The organism is Neptunicella marina, assembly GCF_014270035.1.
In the GTDB taxonomy this organism is placed as follows: Bacteria; Pseudomonadota; Gammaproteobacteria; order Enterobacterales; family Alteromonadaceae; genus Neptunicella; species Neptunicella marina.
On sequence record NZ_JACNEP010000001.1, the window covers coordinates 387406 to 402391 of the forward strand.

The 14986-nt window shown below is 44.3% G+C and carries 15 protein-coding genes; 4 read left to right on the forward strand and 11 right to left on the reverse strand.

Going from position 1 to position 14986, the window contains the following annotated elements:
* The first annotated feature begins 230 nt into the window (after positions 1 to 230).
* The gene (locus H8B19_RS01825) at positions 231 to 2030 is read left to right on the forward strand and encodes a M61 family metallopeptidase (RefSeq protein WP_186505061.1); all 1800 of its coding nucleotides are present in this window, start codon (positions 231 to 233) and stop codon (positions 2028 to 2030) included.
* 84 nt (positions 2031 to 2114) lie between these two features.
* On the opposite strand, the gene feoB is transcribed toward H8B19_RS01825, so the two are convergent.
* From feoB to H8B19_RS01840, 3 genes are all read right to left on the reverse strand, one after another.
* Positions 2115 to 3935 carry a ferrous iron transporter B gene (gene feoB, locus H8B19_RS01830; protein WP_186505062.1) on the reverse strand — a complete coding sequence of 607 codons (1821 nt, stop codon included), beginning with the start codon at positions 3933 to 3935 and terminating at the stop codon, positions 2115 to 2117.
* Positions 3936 to 3990: 55 nt separating this feature from the next.
* Positions 3991 to 4215, reverse strand: a complete 225-nt coding sequence (locus H8B19_RS01835) for a FeoA family protein (protein ID WP_186505063.1) — start codon at positions 4213 to 4215, stop codon at positions 3991 to 3993.
* Positions 4216 to 4350: 135 nt separating this feature from the next.
* On the reverse strand, positions 4351 to 5199 hold the full coding sequence (locus H8B19_RS01840) for an AraC family transcriptional regulator (protein ID WP_186505064.1): 849 nt from the start codon (positions 5197 to 5199) through the stop codon (positions 4351 to 4353).
* Between the two features lie 173 nt (positions 5200 to 5372).
* On the opposite strand from H8B19_RS01840, the gene H8B19_RS01845 reads away from it, so the two are divergent.
* The gene (locus H8B19_RS01845) at positions 5373 to 6023 is read left to right on the forward strand and encodes a hypothetical protein (RefSeq protein WP_186505065.1); all 651 of its coding nucleotides are present in this window, start codon (positions 5373 to 5375) and stop codon (positions 6021 to 6023) included.
* 1 nt (position 6024) lies between these two features.
* On the opposite strand, the gene H8B19_RS01850 is transcribed toward H8B19_RS01845, so the two are convergent.
* From H8B19_RS01850 to yejK, 3 genes are read right to left on the reverse strand one after another with little or no spacing between them, the layout of a single operon-like run.
* Complete coding sequence (locus H8B19_RS01850) at positions 6025 to 6825, reverse strand: M23 family metallopeptidase (protein WP_186505066.1); 801 nt, start codon at positions 6823 to 6825, stop codon at positions 6025 to 6027.
* A complete protein-coding gene (locus tag H8B19_RS01855) occupies positions 6818 to 7693 on the reverse strand; it encodes a 6-pyruvoyl trahydropterin synthase family protein (RefSeq protein ID WP_186505067.1) in 876 nt (291 codons plus the stop codon). The genes H8B19_RS01850 and H8B19_RS01855 overlap by 8 nt, the downstream gene beginning before the upstream one ends.
* Before the next feature lie 36 nt (positions 7694 to 7729).
* Positions 7730 to 8734, reverse strand: a complete 1005-nt coding sequence (gene yejK / locus H8B19_RS01860) for a nucleoid-associated protein YejK (protein WP_186505068.1) — start codon at positions 8732 to 8734, stop codon at positions 7730 to 7732.
* Between the two features lie 132 nt (positions 8735 to 8866).
* Between yejK and H8B19_RS01865 the strand changes: the two genes are divergently transcribed.
* Positions 8867 to 9088, forward strand: coding sequence for a YejL family protein (locus H8B19_RS01865; protein ID WP_186505069.1), 222 nt, complete (start codon positions 8867 to 8869; stop codon positions 9086 to 9088).
* Between the two features lie 25 nt (positions 9089 to 9113).
* A complete protein-coding gene (locus H8B19_RS01870) occupies positions 9114 to 10631 on the forward strand; it encodes a DUF3413 domain-containing protein (RefSeq protein ID WP_186505070.1) in 1518 nt (505 codons plus the stop codon).
* Between the two features lie 73 nt (positions 10632 to 10704).
* Here H8B19_RS01870 and H8B19_RS01875 read toward each other — a convergent pair whose 3' ends face one another.
* The 5 genes from H8B19_RS01875 to H8B19_RS01895 all read right to left on the reverse strand — a co-directional run bounded on the left by H8B19_RS01875 (position 10705) and on the right by H8B19_RS01895 (position 14982).
* Positions 10705 to 11151, reverse strand: coding sequence for a hypothetical protein (locus H8B19_RS01875; RefSeq protein WP_186505071.1), 447 nt, complete (start codon positions 11149 to 11151; stop codon positions 10705 to 10707).
* Positions 11152 to 11247: 96 nt separating this feature from the next.
* On the reverse strand, positions 11248 to 12084 hold the full coding sequence (locus H8B19_RS01880) for a putative RNA methyltransferase (RefSeq protein ID WP_186505072.1): 837 nt from the start codon (positions 12082 to 12084) through the stop codon (positions 11248 to 11250).
* Positions 12085 to 12182: 98 nt separating this feature from the next.
* Positions 12183 to 12944, reverse strand: coding sequence for an SDR family oxidoreductase (locus H8B19_RS01885; RefSeq protein ID WP_186505073.1), 762 nt, complete (start codon positions 12942 to 12944; stop codon positions 12183 to 12185).
* 3 nt (positions 12945 to 12947) lie between these two features.
* On the reverse strand, positions 12948 to 13844 hold the full coding sequence (mmsB, locus tag H8B19_RS01890) for a 3-hydroxyisobutyrate dehydrogenase (protein ID WP_186505074.1): 897 nt from the start codon (positions 13842 to 13844) through the stop codon (positions 12948 to 12950).
* A gap of 10 nt (positions 13845 to 13854) precedes the next feature.
* Positions 13855 to 14982 (reverse strand): enoyl-CoA hydratase/isomerase family protein, encoded by a 1128-nt coding sequence (locus H8B19_RS01895; RefSeq protein WP_186505075.1) that lies wholly within the window; start codon positions 14980 to 14982, stop codon positions 13855 to 13857.
* Positions 14983 to 14986 lie beyond the last annotated feature (4 nt).

A 14986-nucleotide genomic window follows, 5' to 3' on the forward strand; every position in this document is an offset into this window, starting at 1 on the left:
AGAAACATTTAACAACATGTTGATTTTTATGGGTGTATTAAATTCCTGAACAATGTTTTTTCATTGGCTGATTATTTTTGATACAAATAACCACGCCACATTTGCTGCTGTTAGAGAAAAACACAATCAGGTTTCATAAAACCAATTACAAAGTTCACCACACTCTAAAGCCAAATTATTGTAAAATTTTGCCATCTGTCCATAACTTTATGTGAGCTGAAACAAAAACAATGACACAACAATTTCCCTCTGTGCATTATATTATTAGCCATGACGAGATAAATACCCACACATTTTGCGTAAAGATTGTCATCCCCACCCCCGATAAAAATGGGCAAGTGCTCAGCTTACCTGCCTGGATCCCCGGCAGCTATCTGGTTCGGGATTTTTGCAAACATATTGGCGAATTTTCGGCAAAAAATAGCAATGGCGATGCTCTGTCATACTCTAAGCTGGATAAACAACGTTGGAAAGTCGAGCCCTGCCAGCAGAGTATCGAAATAGACTACAAAGTGTACGCCTTTGATTATTCTGTTCGCGGGGCTTACCTTGATCAGGAGTTTGGCTTTTTCAACGGAACCAGTGTGTTTATGCAGGTCGAAGGCCAGCAAGAACAGGCGGTTGCAGTAACGTTAAATCAAAGTCAACATGCCAAAACTCACCAATGGAAAGTCGCCACAAGCCTACCACTGAGTGACACTACCCCACTTTACGCCTTCGGTGAATATCAGGCCCCAGATTATCAGGCATTAATTGACCATCCGGTAATGATGGGTAACTTGGATCTTATTCAATTTGAACAACATGGCATTCAGTTTGATATGGTATTTGTTGGTGCAGCATCACTGGACAAACAGCGCATCGCAGATGATGTCAGTAAATTATGTGATCATCATCTATCTATGTTCAGCAATGGCCTGGATATTGACCGTTATGTCTTTATGACCATGGTAACAGACAACGGTTTTGGCGGACTGGAGCATCGCGCATCTACTGCGCTAATTTGTGGACGCAATGATCTGCCCTCGCCGACTGATAACAAAGAAATATCAGAAAACTATCGCACATTTTTAAGCTTATGCAGTCATGAATTTTTCCACAGCTGGCTGGTTAAACGTATTCGCCCACAGGAACATATTAACGCAAATTTATCGCGTGAAGCCTACACCGAACAATTGTGGATATTTGAGGGCATCACCTCTTATTTTGATGACTATGCACTGGTGAGAAGTGGCGTGGTTTCACAAGAGAGTTACCTTGAATTACTGGGGCAGATGTTAACCCGCGTGCACCGCAATCTGGGTAAATTTAAACAAACGGTTACCGAATCGAGTTTTGATGCCTGGACACGCTTTTACCAGCAAGATGAAAACGCCAACAACGCCATTGTCAGTTACTACAGCAAAGGCGCGATAATAGCGTTGTGTCTGGATTTATATATTCGTCAAAATAGTGAACAGAAACTGACACTGGTCGAATTAATGCAAACCTTGTGGCGTGAATACGGGTTAACCCCTAATGGCACGCACCCGCGCGTTATTCACGATTTATGCACACAAATGGGGATTGATGCCGACAACCTGTTGAATCAGATGTTATACAGCACCGACCCATTACCTGTTGATAATTTACTAAACCAGCAAGGCATAGAAGTGAATTATCAGGCAGCTAATAATTATCAGGATAAAGGTGGTAAAAAGCTGACCAGCGCCATTAAACATCAGTTTGGTGCAACCTATAATGCGGAACCTAGCGGCGTTAAAATCACCTCGGTACTCAATGACTCCCCCGCAAGCAAAGCAGGTTTAGCCAAAGGAGATGTACTGGTCGCACTGGGTGAATGGCAAATAACGGCCAGCAATTTACAAAGTCTTATTGATAAATTAACGGCTAAGACAACATTGTTAGTCTTTAGACGTGGCAAACTGCTTAAACTGACGTTTAGCCCTGTAGCAGCGTTAAAAGACAGTATTTATCTGACAGTTAAAGACAAAGACTTAGCCGATAAATGGCTGGCAAAATCAATTTAAATCAGCATCTGCCGAATTAAATCCCCAATAAAAACGCCGCAGATAAATGCGGCGTTTTTGGTTCAGGCTTGTTTTGCCGGCAACTTAGCCAATAATTTGATAGGTCGTCATGGCAATGAAATAGGCAAGCACACCATAAAGAGCAAATAATCCCCATGCTATACGGCTTTTCCCGGTTTCAGCCCGTAATACCGCCACGGTGGCCACACACTGCAGAGCAACCACATAAAACAGCAAAAGACCAATGCCGGCACCTAATGCCAGACCATCGGCCTGAATTTGCGCCGCCAGTCCACCGATATTTTCATCTGCACCATCAATGCCTAACATAGTTCCCAGAGCACCAACAAAGACCTCACGTGCTGCAAACGACATTAATATTGCCACACCATAACGCCAGTCCAGTCCTAACGGTGCAAAGACAGGTTCAATCACATGCCCAATTGTACCCAACCAGGAGTTTTGTAAGCCTCCTCCTTGTGGGAAATACCCCAAAAACCAAATCACAACTGACACCACAAAAATCACCGGAGCAGCACGTTTTATAAACTGCTTACCGCTGTTTAGCACCCTTTGGGACAAAGGCTTCCAGTGTGGTAAACGGTAGGTAGGTAACTCCAGAATAAAAGGCATATCAGATTTATCATCTTGTTGTGGTAGTGCATGTTTCATGACTATGCTGACCACTAACGCCATCAGAATGCCAAACAGATATAAACCAAAAAAGGTCACACCCTGCAGGTTAAAAATGCCTAACACTGTATGATCTTCTGGGATCAAGACGGCGATTAATAACGCATAAACAGGTAAACGGGCTGAACACGACATTAAAGGAATAGTCATCATGGTAATCAGACGTTTGCGCGGTGATTCAATAGTACGCGCAGCCATAATGGCCGGAATAGCACAAGCATGACCGGACAAATATGGAATAAAACTTCGGCCGGAAAGGCCAAAATAACTTAAGGGTTTATGACAAATCAGCGCAGCGCGTGCCAGATAGCCGCTGTCTTCCAGCAAACCGATAATCAGGGTTAACACCATAATCTGCGGTACGAAGGTAATAAAAGCCCCCACACCACCAAAAATGGCATCATTAAGAAAATCTGTGACTATGCCTTCACCGGTAAACGAGGTGACAACAGCGGCCAACTCCCCCACCAATGCTTCAACCCCATCCATTAAGGGATTCGCCCAGGTAAATACGCTCTGGAACAGAAAAAACATGATAAACAGGAAGGCCAGGCCGCCGAATACATTATTAAGCAGGAAGTTATCAATACGGTTTTGCTTTTTCAGCATAACATCCACATTGATACCGTATGTCTGGCCAAGTGTTTTTGCCTGTTGCAATACATTCAGTTGTGTTGTTTCTTCACTAATATCAGGAATATGCTGCTGTGGATTATCTGCCAGTTCAGGCAAGGCTTGCTGAAATTCCGCCAATCCGACCAGTGCCTTGGCGGATAACGCAAATACGGGAGAACCCAAAGCCTGTTGCAATCCATCCGTGTCAATTTTTAAACCATAGCGCTGTACCTCATCAATCATATTCAGTACAAATACGACGGCTTTATTGTGTTTTTTAGCCAGTTGCTGAACCTGTAAACCAAACACCAGGCTACGCTCTAATCGTGTTGCATCCAGCACACAAACCATCAGAGCGGTGTCATCATCCAATAAAGATTCATGCAACTTACTAATGGCAATTTCTTCATCGCGCGATAGTGTTTGTAAAGAATAAGTACCGGGAAAATCAACCACTTCAAACTGTTTAAACTGACCGCTTTTCAACTCCACCGTCACGCCGGGAAAGTTGGCTACTTTTTGACGCAGACCGGTTAACTGATTAAATAACAGGCTTTTCCCGCAGTTTGGTTTACCGACTAAAATAATCTTTTTCATTCAACTACCTGTGATGACCCAAAAAGGCAAATAAGAAGGTGAGAATTCAGCTGACTTATGCCAGTTGAATTTTATTGGCAACGTTTTGCTCCAGTGAATAAACACTGTCGCCAATTTGCACTACAACAGGGCCTTTAAGCGGAGAACGACGCAAGCAAATTACATTCTGACCGGGGTTAAATCCCATCTCATCAAGACGTTGAGATACCGCACTACTTAACATAGAGCTTAAACTATGGATCTGTGCGATTTGTTTTACTTTGATGTCCCACAAGGTCATAAACAATTGCTTACCTCAAATGATAATAATTATTATTAATTATTAAATATTTTTGTAATATGAACAATAGCTGCGGTGACAAAAAGTGCGCAAATTAGCGGACTTGGTTAAATCACCAGCAACTATTTGATGCTTTTACGCCAAAGGTAAATAAATATCGGTAATTAGCTGGTGTTCCGGGGTTTCCGGATAAAGATTAATCCGTTCACAAAAACAGGGAAAATCTGCTAACTCCTCTGCGGATTCAGTTAACCATTCGCCATACAAATATTCCACCGCACTACGCATATGATGCCAGGCCCCCATATAACGCAGGCAGGCATAACGACCGGCAGGAATGATTTTTTGTTTCAATTCACTGCCTTCGGGACTGATATCGGTTAATACTCCGACATCAATACGGTACTCAGCAGGATTAACATCGTCAGGATCGTGATAAAACACATTAAAAGTACGGCTTTTATCCGGCGACAAACCCTGTTTTTTGCGCCATTGAATTAATTTAGCAATGGATTGGGGTAAATGTTGTTGCGGCCCCTGATGCTCAATCACCGCCAGGGTTAAAGAAGGTAATTCGGTTATTTCAACTTGCATTTTGTGCTCCGTTATTTGGGATGTAAAACGCAATTTCTGCACAGACACGGGTACCGTATTGGCATGTTTTCGATAATCAGTTGGCGATTGTGCATACTGCTGTTTGAATGCACGTGAAAATGATTCCGCATTTTCAAAGCCAATCATTTCGCTGATCCTTTGCACACTATGATTTCGATACATCAGATAGAACGCCGCCTTGTGCATACGTTGCAAGCGAATATATTGCCGCAGCGGCATACCTGTCAGGGCAGAAAATTGCCGGTGGAAGTGAAATTCAGATAAATGTGCCAGCTCACACAATTCACTTAAGCGCAATGGCTGCTCTAAATGCTGGTTAATATAAGCACACACCTTCTCAAAGCGACTTAAATATGAAACTACTTGCATAATCTGCTTCACTTACTGAATACACTGCACAAAATATTGCGTTATTGTGCCGCAAAAAACCTGACATCACTTGCGCAATTACAACTTTATAAAATAAAACACGTGAGTCGCGTTCTGGCACATAACTTGTACTATCTGCTCAATAACAGTTTGCCAACAGACCATATCACGCCATGCAAATACAAAATGATTTCAGTACAAAATCCCAGTCACTGCTGCAGCTACGCGGGTTGAGTGAGCAGCAGGTCAGTGATTTTTCTGCCTTATTGACTAAAGCCCAGGCTCAGCAACAAGAGCAGCATTTAAGCTATAAACAAGTAGTACAAGGCTTGTCCGCCGACGAACTTAAATTACTGCAACAGGGTAACTCCCTGGCTAATCCAATCAACACCAGCATGTTATCTGAAGAAGGAGCACAAAACCTGTTTGCTCAGCCAGATGGCAGTGATCTGGTAGATTTAAATAACGATGGTATTGTTGAACACGGTGAAGCCAAAACTATTACTTTCCCTCCGGCGAACGCGCCAGAATGGGTAAAAAAGGCATGGGATGAAGCGACTGCCGACATGAGCGAATCAGACAAAATGATGATGCAATTTCACATGCATCACATGGTTTACGGCTTTCAAATTGATGGTGTTGCCACTAAAACCGCCCCCTTACCGGAACAACAGTGGTCCACCAGCGGTTGGCAGGACTTAATTGCACGTTGTCGCTCGGCGCTGGATTTTGCGGTCAACATGGATGGCTGGACGGATTTTAATAAAGTCAGCAAAGCCTTTTATGACAATTTTGAGCAGGCGCTGAGCACTCACACTGCCTGAATCAGGGTTTACCTTTAACTAATAACTGCGGGTCAAAACGCACTTTAAACCAGTTCATGCGCCAGTCCAGATGCGGACCTGTGGCGCGTCCGGTTTTACCAATGCGAGCCACAAGCTGACCTTGTTTAACCATGTCACCCACCTTTACTTCACTTTTACTAAGGTGCAAAAAAGCGGAGGTAATACCATGGCCATGGTCAATCAACATAGTACCGCCAGAGTAATACATATCCGGCATCCAGAAAGTCACAATACCATCGGCAGGTGCTACAACAGCTGTACCCACTTTATTAGCGATATCCACACCGTAATGTGGATTTTTGGGTTTGCCGTTTAATACACGCTGGCTGCCGTATACACCGCTAATACGTCCTTTGGCAGGCCAGATAAAATCCATGGCAAAATCGGTACGGTCATCGTCGCGGGTTCTGGCTTTGGAGATGCGCCTGCCTTCTTCACGAATACGCGCAATCACCTTTGGATCTGGCGTGACCATTTTAGGCGGCAAACCATCAATGCGGTCGATTTTGTATTCACGTTTTTTAAGCGCCAGGGATTGAGATTGTTTATCCTCCCCCGCCTGCTGCCAGCTTAGCGTGTGGGATAGCTCTGCTTCACGACTAAACGCAAATAAAAACTCGCCGTTTGCTGCTACTTTCAATGGCTTGTCATCTAACCAAACCAAAGTACCCGGCTCGACTTTGCCAACTATCATACTGCCTTGCGTCATTTGTCCTTTAAGTTCAATGGCCTGCAGTGACAACGGCAACAACATTAATAACAACAAGCACACTTTACGCATCAGCAATCGCCCCTTTGCCCACACCTTCAAAAGCAAATACACGGTAATTTGCATCAGCCGCTAAGCGTTTTTGTTCGTCTGCCATAAATTGCGCTAAACATTCCACCGTAGAATCGGTTTGTACTATGTCGCTTTCTGCTTTTGGAATAATCAGCTCAAAGCGCCCCTGAGAGGATTCATAGGCAAAACAATAATGGTCGGCAAATTCACCCGCAAGATCAGTCATGCCCAGCGTTTGCACCGTGACAATATCTTCCTCTGTGCCAATGTAGATATCCTGCCAACGCTCGGCCCAGTATTGCTGCCATTTATCACTGATAGCGCCATCCTGATACACGATCACTTTTGAGCGATGCCCGTGGGCAATTCGCTGGCAATTACCGTCATGTTTCTTTAAGCCGTGGGTATAGTGGTAATAAGGGGTATCGATTTGCTCTGCACGTAAAGACAGCTCGAGCCCTGCGACATTTTCCGGTAAATGGGTGGCAATAATGTCTTTCAGATACTGGCTTACCGATTCCATGGTCACCGCATCGCTATACACAAAAGCATAGGCTTCTGCCGGGCAATTAAGATGGATAGATTTATTATCTTCGCGATTAAAATCGACCTGAATGGTATCGGTTTGTGCATGCGGCACTATGCGGGTAAACGCATGTTCAGCCGGGATCAGCAGTTTATGATCAACATACTGATCTATCAGCGCCTTTAAACGCTTTTTCACTTTGGAGAAATCCAAAACCATGCTTTCTTCGTTGAGATCGCCGTTTAAAATCACATCAACAATCCAGGACTCTCCTACCATACCGCGCTGTGGGCACAGATAAGAAAAATCCATAACGGTGAGATCATTAACAAATAACTGCATGGTGGTGTAACTTCTCCAAATGAATAAAATAGACGATTAATTACCAGACTTAAGTAACTGATCTTTCAAATTAGGCGGCACGCCTTTAATTAAAAGGGTATCGGAATGCGGGTCATATTGTACCCTTTCGCCCAGTAATTTGCGCTCAAAACTAATGGTTAATCCTGCTCCGCCGCCACTAAATTTACTCAGGCTTTTGATCACAGCCGGATCGGCCTGAAACTTTTCTTCCATGGGTTGTTCGGTGTTGCGCGCAAAATCAACAAAACTGGCATTACCCTTAGGTAAATGATCGGCCAGTTCTTCGATGGTAATATCTTCACCCGCATCGATTTTTTCTTTGTAGTAACCGACCATTTGCTGACGGCCTTGTTGCTTTTCGTGCGGGTCGAGCTGTTCACTCTGGAAATAATCATCCACCACAGCAACGAGTTGTTTATTTTGCTGTTTGATATCAACCAGCTCTTCGCAGCCTAAAAACGCCAGAAAAAAATCAGACACTTTGCGTCCGGCCAAACCTTTAATGAAACTTACGTAACGATTGGCGTCCGGATTAATACGGCGCTCAGTTAAGTCGATACGCGCGGCCAATTGCATCTTGGCTAAATCCAGATGGGTACTGTAATTCAATTCCAGATTATGATTAATTTCCACATGTTGTTTGGTATTGAGCAAACCAATAAAAATATAGTCAGTGGCTAAAAACTGGTACTGACAAAAAATCAAAAAGCCGGTATCGGCCCGACCAAATTCTACCAGGGTATTTTTGAGGATATTGGCTGTCGCCACACTAAAGTCGTAAAAGCTTTGTTCGTCTTCACCCAGTTGTTGTAAAACACCGGTGAAATTGTCTTCGTCTGCATCAATTAAACCACCAACACCTTTGCCTGGCTTACCGGCAAATACCTGGTTAAGTTGTGCTGCTAACCCTTCGATTTGAGCTGAAACCGGGTAACAGTTTTCACGCGGAACCAACGTCAGTTCCTGCGCTTCGTTAATTGCTAATTGATGAACAACAAAATGATGAATAATCGCACTCATGGGGCGAACCAACCTCTTTTTCGACTTTATTGATGGTAGTTTCTACAACTGCACCAGCATGGCGCAGTTATTATGGAGCTACCTGCATTTACTTGCTACTATGTCGCATATTACTCAATAAGACCAATACACATGCCACAACAGTCTAAATATACCGATTCACAATTTACAGCCCTGACCCATGACATTATCGATGTGCTGGAAAAACACCAGGCGAATCGCGATTTGTCATTAATGGTATTGGGCAATATCCTGACCAACATTTTTCAGCATCAGGTAAAACCGGACAACCGTGAGCAAATGGTCGCGCAGTTTACCCAAGTTTTAATAAAAAGTGTTAAAGCCAGTCAGTAAAAATTAAATAAAAAAGACAAGCGCTATGATTTTAACCGAAACACCCCGGCGTCAGCGGGTGACAAAATTAGTTGGATGGGGCCATTGGTTTGCCTTTTTCAATATTTTGATCGCCATTGTTATCGCCTCAATTTATACCTTTAATTCCCGTTTACCTGATACTGCTCTGGGCGCCGTTTACCTGTTCTCTAACTGGTTTGGGCATATCAGTTTTTTAACCTTTATTGGTTTTGTTATCTTAATTTTACCACTGTGTTATTTGCTGCCAAACGTCAAAGTAGTCAAAGCCATTGCGTCGGTTGTGGCCGCAGTGGGTCTGGCCTTACTGGCTTTTGATGCGCTGGTGTATACCAAGTATGGTCTGCATGTTAGTTTCAGTTCAGCCGAACTATTGCGTAATGAAACTCGCAATGTAATTGCCAATTTTGGCTGGCAGCAATGGGGCTTTTTTGCCTTGTTATTTATTGTGTGGCTGAGTTTCCAGCTGATACTGGCGAATGCCTTATGGAAACGCACTGAACGCTTTAAGTTACGCAAATACGCACAACCTCTGGCGCTGTTTTTTATTGCTTGTTTTGTTACCAGCCACGCAACCCACATATGGGCAGATGCCAACTTGTATCAACCTATTGTCGAGCAGGACGACATGTTCCCGCTGTCTTATCCGGCAACGGCTAAAACCCTGATGTCGAAGTACGATTTATTGGATCGTGACAGCTATGAACAACGCAAACAATTACAACTGGAACGCCGTATTCAGGGCGTAAATTACCCCACATCGGCGTTATATTGCTCTATCAACCCACAAAGCAATGTCAACTTGCTGGTGTTAAATCATGGTGATATCGATGCACTGGTGGCTGAATTGCCAGTAAGTAAAATCAATAACTACTATGATTTGTCATCAAGTGCGGTCGCGGGTCAGTTCAGTCTTTTATATGGTTTACCCGAAATGTATCAGCATGTGATGTATCCCATCACACCAGTACTGCTTGATTTACCGGCTAAACTGGGGCTTGAAACTTATGTTTATGCACCCGGTTTTAAATACGGCAACAGCAGTTGGGACGCGTTTAAACAACAGTTTGCACAACATTCTGCCCGTTTGGCTATCGCTTTTGTCAGCCCTGAGCAAGCACAGGAACTACTCAGTCATTTTGACTTTTCTGCCGGACAAATTGTGATTACCGGGTTGCAAAGTGATTCACAGGTGTCAACTTATTCAAACTTGCAGGGGGTTGATCAGGTCAGTGTTGCCGGACATGAAGATATTGCCCCCACTTTATTAAATGCGATGGGCTGTTCAACCAATACTGAGTTATACAGCACAGGACAAAACCTGATGCAACTTAAGCGTGACTGGATGGTGACCAGCCTGGGTGACAAAATTGTATTACTGAATCCGACCCGTCGCATAGAAGTGGACTCCAACGGTAACCACAAGATATTTGATCGCCAGACCGGAGCCGAATTATCAGAGGACTTAAACACCAGTGTATTAAGTCAGGGCATTAAGCATTTAAGCCGTTTTATCGCCAAATAACTTAACGCCTTTCGATTGCAGGCCGGTAAATCTCCTGGGGTTTACCGGCAGGCTCCCTTACAGAATTCAAAATTTATGCTTGCGCATAACCTTGCCAAACCTGACTCCCATCGCTCCCGGTGGAAAATCCATTTAACTGTTGCAAAACCTTGAGTGTTTTCAATGCCAGCGGATCCCCCTGCTGAACTTGTTGGCTGTTTTGCATTTCGGCTAAAAAATTGGTTTTAGTTTGAAAATCATCATTCATACTGGAAGGTGCAGCCAGCTTCAATTGCATTTCAGAGGATATCAATCCTTTCTCTGCCAGTTGCCCGGCAAGTTCAGCACGCTCACTGGTGGAAATATTAGTGACATCAAAACGCGCGGCAATTTGTTGCCATTCCGCTTGTTCATTATCTGCAGTCACATTCTGTGTCGTCTGATTAGCCTTCTGTAACTGGTTGTTAGCTGTTTCGTGTGTTTGTAAGGTGAAAACGCTGTTATACAAGCGATTCACTGGATTATTGCTATTAATTTGCATATTAGCTTAGTCCTTTAATTAAAAGTCACTGTGCTTTGTATGCGTTTAGAGCAATTTATATACCATCCACTTTGGTCATTCGCAGTGGATATCCTTTTAAGCCGGCTTATTTTGATAAATGGAAATTTCAAACTCAATGCTAAGATGTTGCATCGCATCTATCACGGCTTGTTTTTTAGCTTGCGGGGTAGACCAGTAATATGGCGTCATCATCAGTAAATCTTCGCGCAATGATTGCTCCTCGAGATCAATATCAAAACCAAGTACTTGTTGCTGCATGAGTTCTGCATTTTCTGCGCGTTTTGGGGTATCGAACTTAAGCGGCGTATCGTAAAGCGCCTGTTTTAACTGCCATAAATGTTTAGCAACCGGATTTACCTGGATCCAGAGTCCCCGTGATTTTAGTACCCGTAAAACCTGATTTTCATCAGCTGGCGCAAAGATTTGAATAACCACATCCTGCGAGCCATCCGCAACCGGCAGGTCAAAACTGCTGGCCACTGCAAAATTGGCATCCGGATAACGTTTAGCCGCCTTCTGCACCGCAAATTTAGCAATATCATTGCCTGCTGCTGTTATTGTTTTACCCGCAGTTGATAACGTTTGACTTATTTGCCCGAGATAATAACCCTCACCGCACCCGGCATCATACAGATTGAGTTCGGTGTGCTGACAATGTTGCACTATGATGTCGGCTAATTTCATCGCCAGGGGCCGATAGGCACCGCTATCCAAAAAGCGCCGACGTGCCGCCACCATCTGTTTATTGTCACCGGGATCACGTGAGTTTTTATGTTGTGCCAGTAACAAATTGACATGCCCTTCCTTTGCCACATCAAAACTGTGGCCATTGTCACAACGTAAGACTCTTTGCGAATTAGAGTTTGGCTGATGAAGATAAAGAGGACTTTTACAGGAAGGACAGGACCACATAAGCATCATTGACTAAAACAATAAAACCCAATCATACCAAACAGCCATAAAAAAAGCCTGCGATTGCAGGCTTTTAGCATGTTAAAAACAAATGGGGATTACACGCGGGTACCACCATCAAGCTCTAACGTACGGGCGGTGAAATAATCATTTTCAAAAATGAATTTGGCCGCATGACCTAACTCTTCCACCTGCGCGAGTCGGCGCAAAGGTACGCTTTGCAGGAATTTTTCTTTCATTTCCGGACGCATCTGCGCAGCCATGGCGGTATCAACCAATCCCGGCGCGATACAACCGGTACGAATACCAAAACGCGCCAGTTCTTTACCCCAGGTCACTGTCATGGTCGCAACCGCCGCTTTAGAGGCTGAATAATTACTCTGCCCCATATTACCGCCACGCGACACTGAGGAAATATTGATGATCACGCCCTGACTGCCAGTCTCAATCATCGCAGCCGCCGCTTCACGCCCGCACAGAAAAGTGCCGGTAACATTGACGTTAAGCACAGACTGGAACTGGTCAGCCGACATTTTGCCTACCACTTTTCCGTCCTTTACTTTGAGTAACATGCCATCACGCATAATACCGGCACTGTTGATCAAACCATTTAAACGGCCAAAACGTTTAACAATCTCCGCAAAACCCTGTTCAACCGCCATTTCGTTGGTAACATCCATCACAAAATATTCAGCCTGAATGCCTTTTTGCTGTAATTCGCTGACGGCGTTTTGTAGCGCATCTTCCTGCAAATCGATTAACGCAATATGCGCGCCTTCGTTTGCAAGGGCTTCAGCCATTGCTCTTCCTAATCCCTGCGCAGCACCTGTTACTGCGATTACGTTATCTTTAAGTTGCATGGGTTAATCCTGTTTTGCGCTATACATTTTAAAAATACTGGAAAAATCTAACTGACCGTTGCCCGCCAGACTGTGCAATTTATAAAGGCTTTGCGCCATCGATCCCATAGGAATGGTAGACTGGCTTTTGTTAGCCGTATCAACCGCTAAACCTAAGTCTTTTTTCATTAAATCCACCATAAATCCACCCTGATAACCTTTGGATGATGGCACATTCTCCAACACATCCGGGCATGGGTTATACAGCTCCAGTGTCCAGTTACGACCAGAGCTTTGCAGCATAATGTCACTTAATACTTTAGGATCAAGGCCATTATCAATACCCATTTGCAATGCTTCTGCGGTACCTGCCATTAACACCGATAACAACATATTGTTGCAGATTTTGGCAATTTGCCCCGCCCCGGTTTCACCGGCGTGGAATATGTTTTTACCCATCGCCGATAATACAGGGTGAGCGCGCGCTACATTCTCAGCATCACCACCCACAATAAAGGTCAGGGTGCCGGCAGTTGCACCGGCGGTACCACCAGAGACAGGTGCATCAATAAAGGCAATCCCCTGCTCTTCTAATGCCTTTCCCACTTCCTGTGCACTAGCCGCATCAATGGTTGAGCAATCAATCACCAGGGTATTTTTAGCTAATTGATGAATTAATCCATCATCAGCTAAATACAGGCTTTTCACGTGTTTACCAGCAGGTAGCATCGAAATAACAACATCCGCATCTTTGGCGGCATCGCTCGCACTTGCACTGGCCAACGCGCCTTGTTTAACCAGAGTTTCAACACTGCTGGCTACTAAATCAAAGACTTTGACGCTAAATCCGGCTTTGACCAGATTGGCCGCCATGGGGCCACCCATATTACCTAAGCCGATAAATGCAATGGTTTGACTCATTCTAAATCTCCTACTTTCCTATGCCTTTTAACGGATGCGCTTCATCTGTCCATGGCGACGTAAAACAGTGTTCAACCAGTTCTGCAGGCACGTCTGCTACCGAGGCATATTGCCAATTTGGATTCTGATCTTTATCGATAAGCAAGGCGCGCACACCTTCCTGAAACTCGCCAGTGGATGCACAACGGCACGACATAATTAGTTCCATACGGAAACATTCCGCCAGTGTTTTCGACGCACCGCGTTTTAATTGCTCAAATACCAAACAGGCAGTTAAGGCAGAGCCATTGTTTAACGTCTGCTGCGCGCGAGCTAACCACTTATCTTCACCGCAATCATGATTCAAAATAGCCTGATAAATCTGAGCAATATTGTCGCTGGCGGTTAATTGCTGAATTAATGCCTCGTGAGGTTTGACATTAGCCGCCGGCAACTGAGCTAAATGTTGCTGATGGTACTGCTGACACAGATCAGTCAGTTTTTGATGATTCAGACTGACCGTTTCACCAAAAGGCAATGTCAGCAACTGTTCGATAAAACCGGCTTTTTGCTCATGGGGAATAAAATGGTCTGCCAGTTTGACATGCAAGGCATCCATCGCATTAATACTGGCGCCGGTTAATCCCAAAAACAAACCAACACCCGGTGCCATTTTATTTAAAAACCAGCTCCCCCCCACATCAGGATATAAACCGATGCTAATTTCCGGCATGGCAATACGCGAAGACTCAGTAACAATGCGATGACTGCCACCGCACAGCAGCCCTAAACCGCCACCCATCACAATACCATTGCCCCAGACTATAAAAGGTTTGTGGAAGGTATGAATCAAATAATCGAGGCGATATTCTTCACTGAAAAAGACTTCCACCGCTTCTGGTGTGACTTTTGGTGCTTTAACCATGGCATCGTGCATTGCCACCACATCACCACCGGCACAAAAGGCTTTATCGCCTTCACCATCAAGCAAAACGGCCGCAATAGTGCTGTCGTTTTGCCATGCAAGTAGTTGTGGCATTAACGCCTGAATCATATCCAGATCCAGCGCATTGAGTGAACGCACTTTATTTAACCTGGCATAACCAATTTTTTTACCGTTATGGGCAGATAACTCCTCAAAAATGACTTTATCTGTCATATGT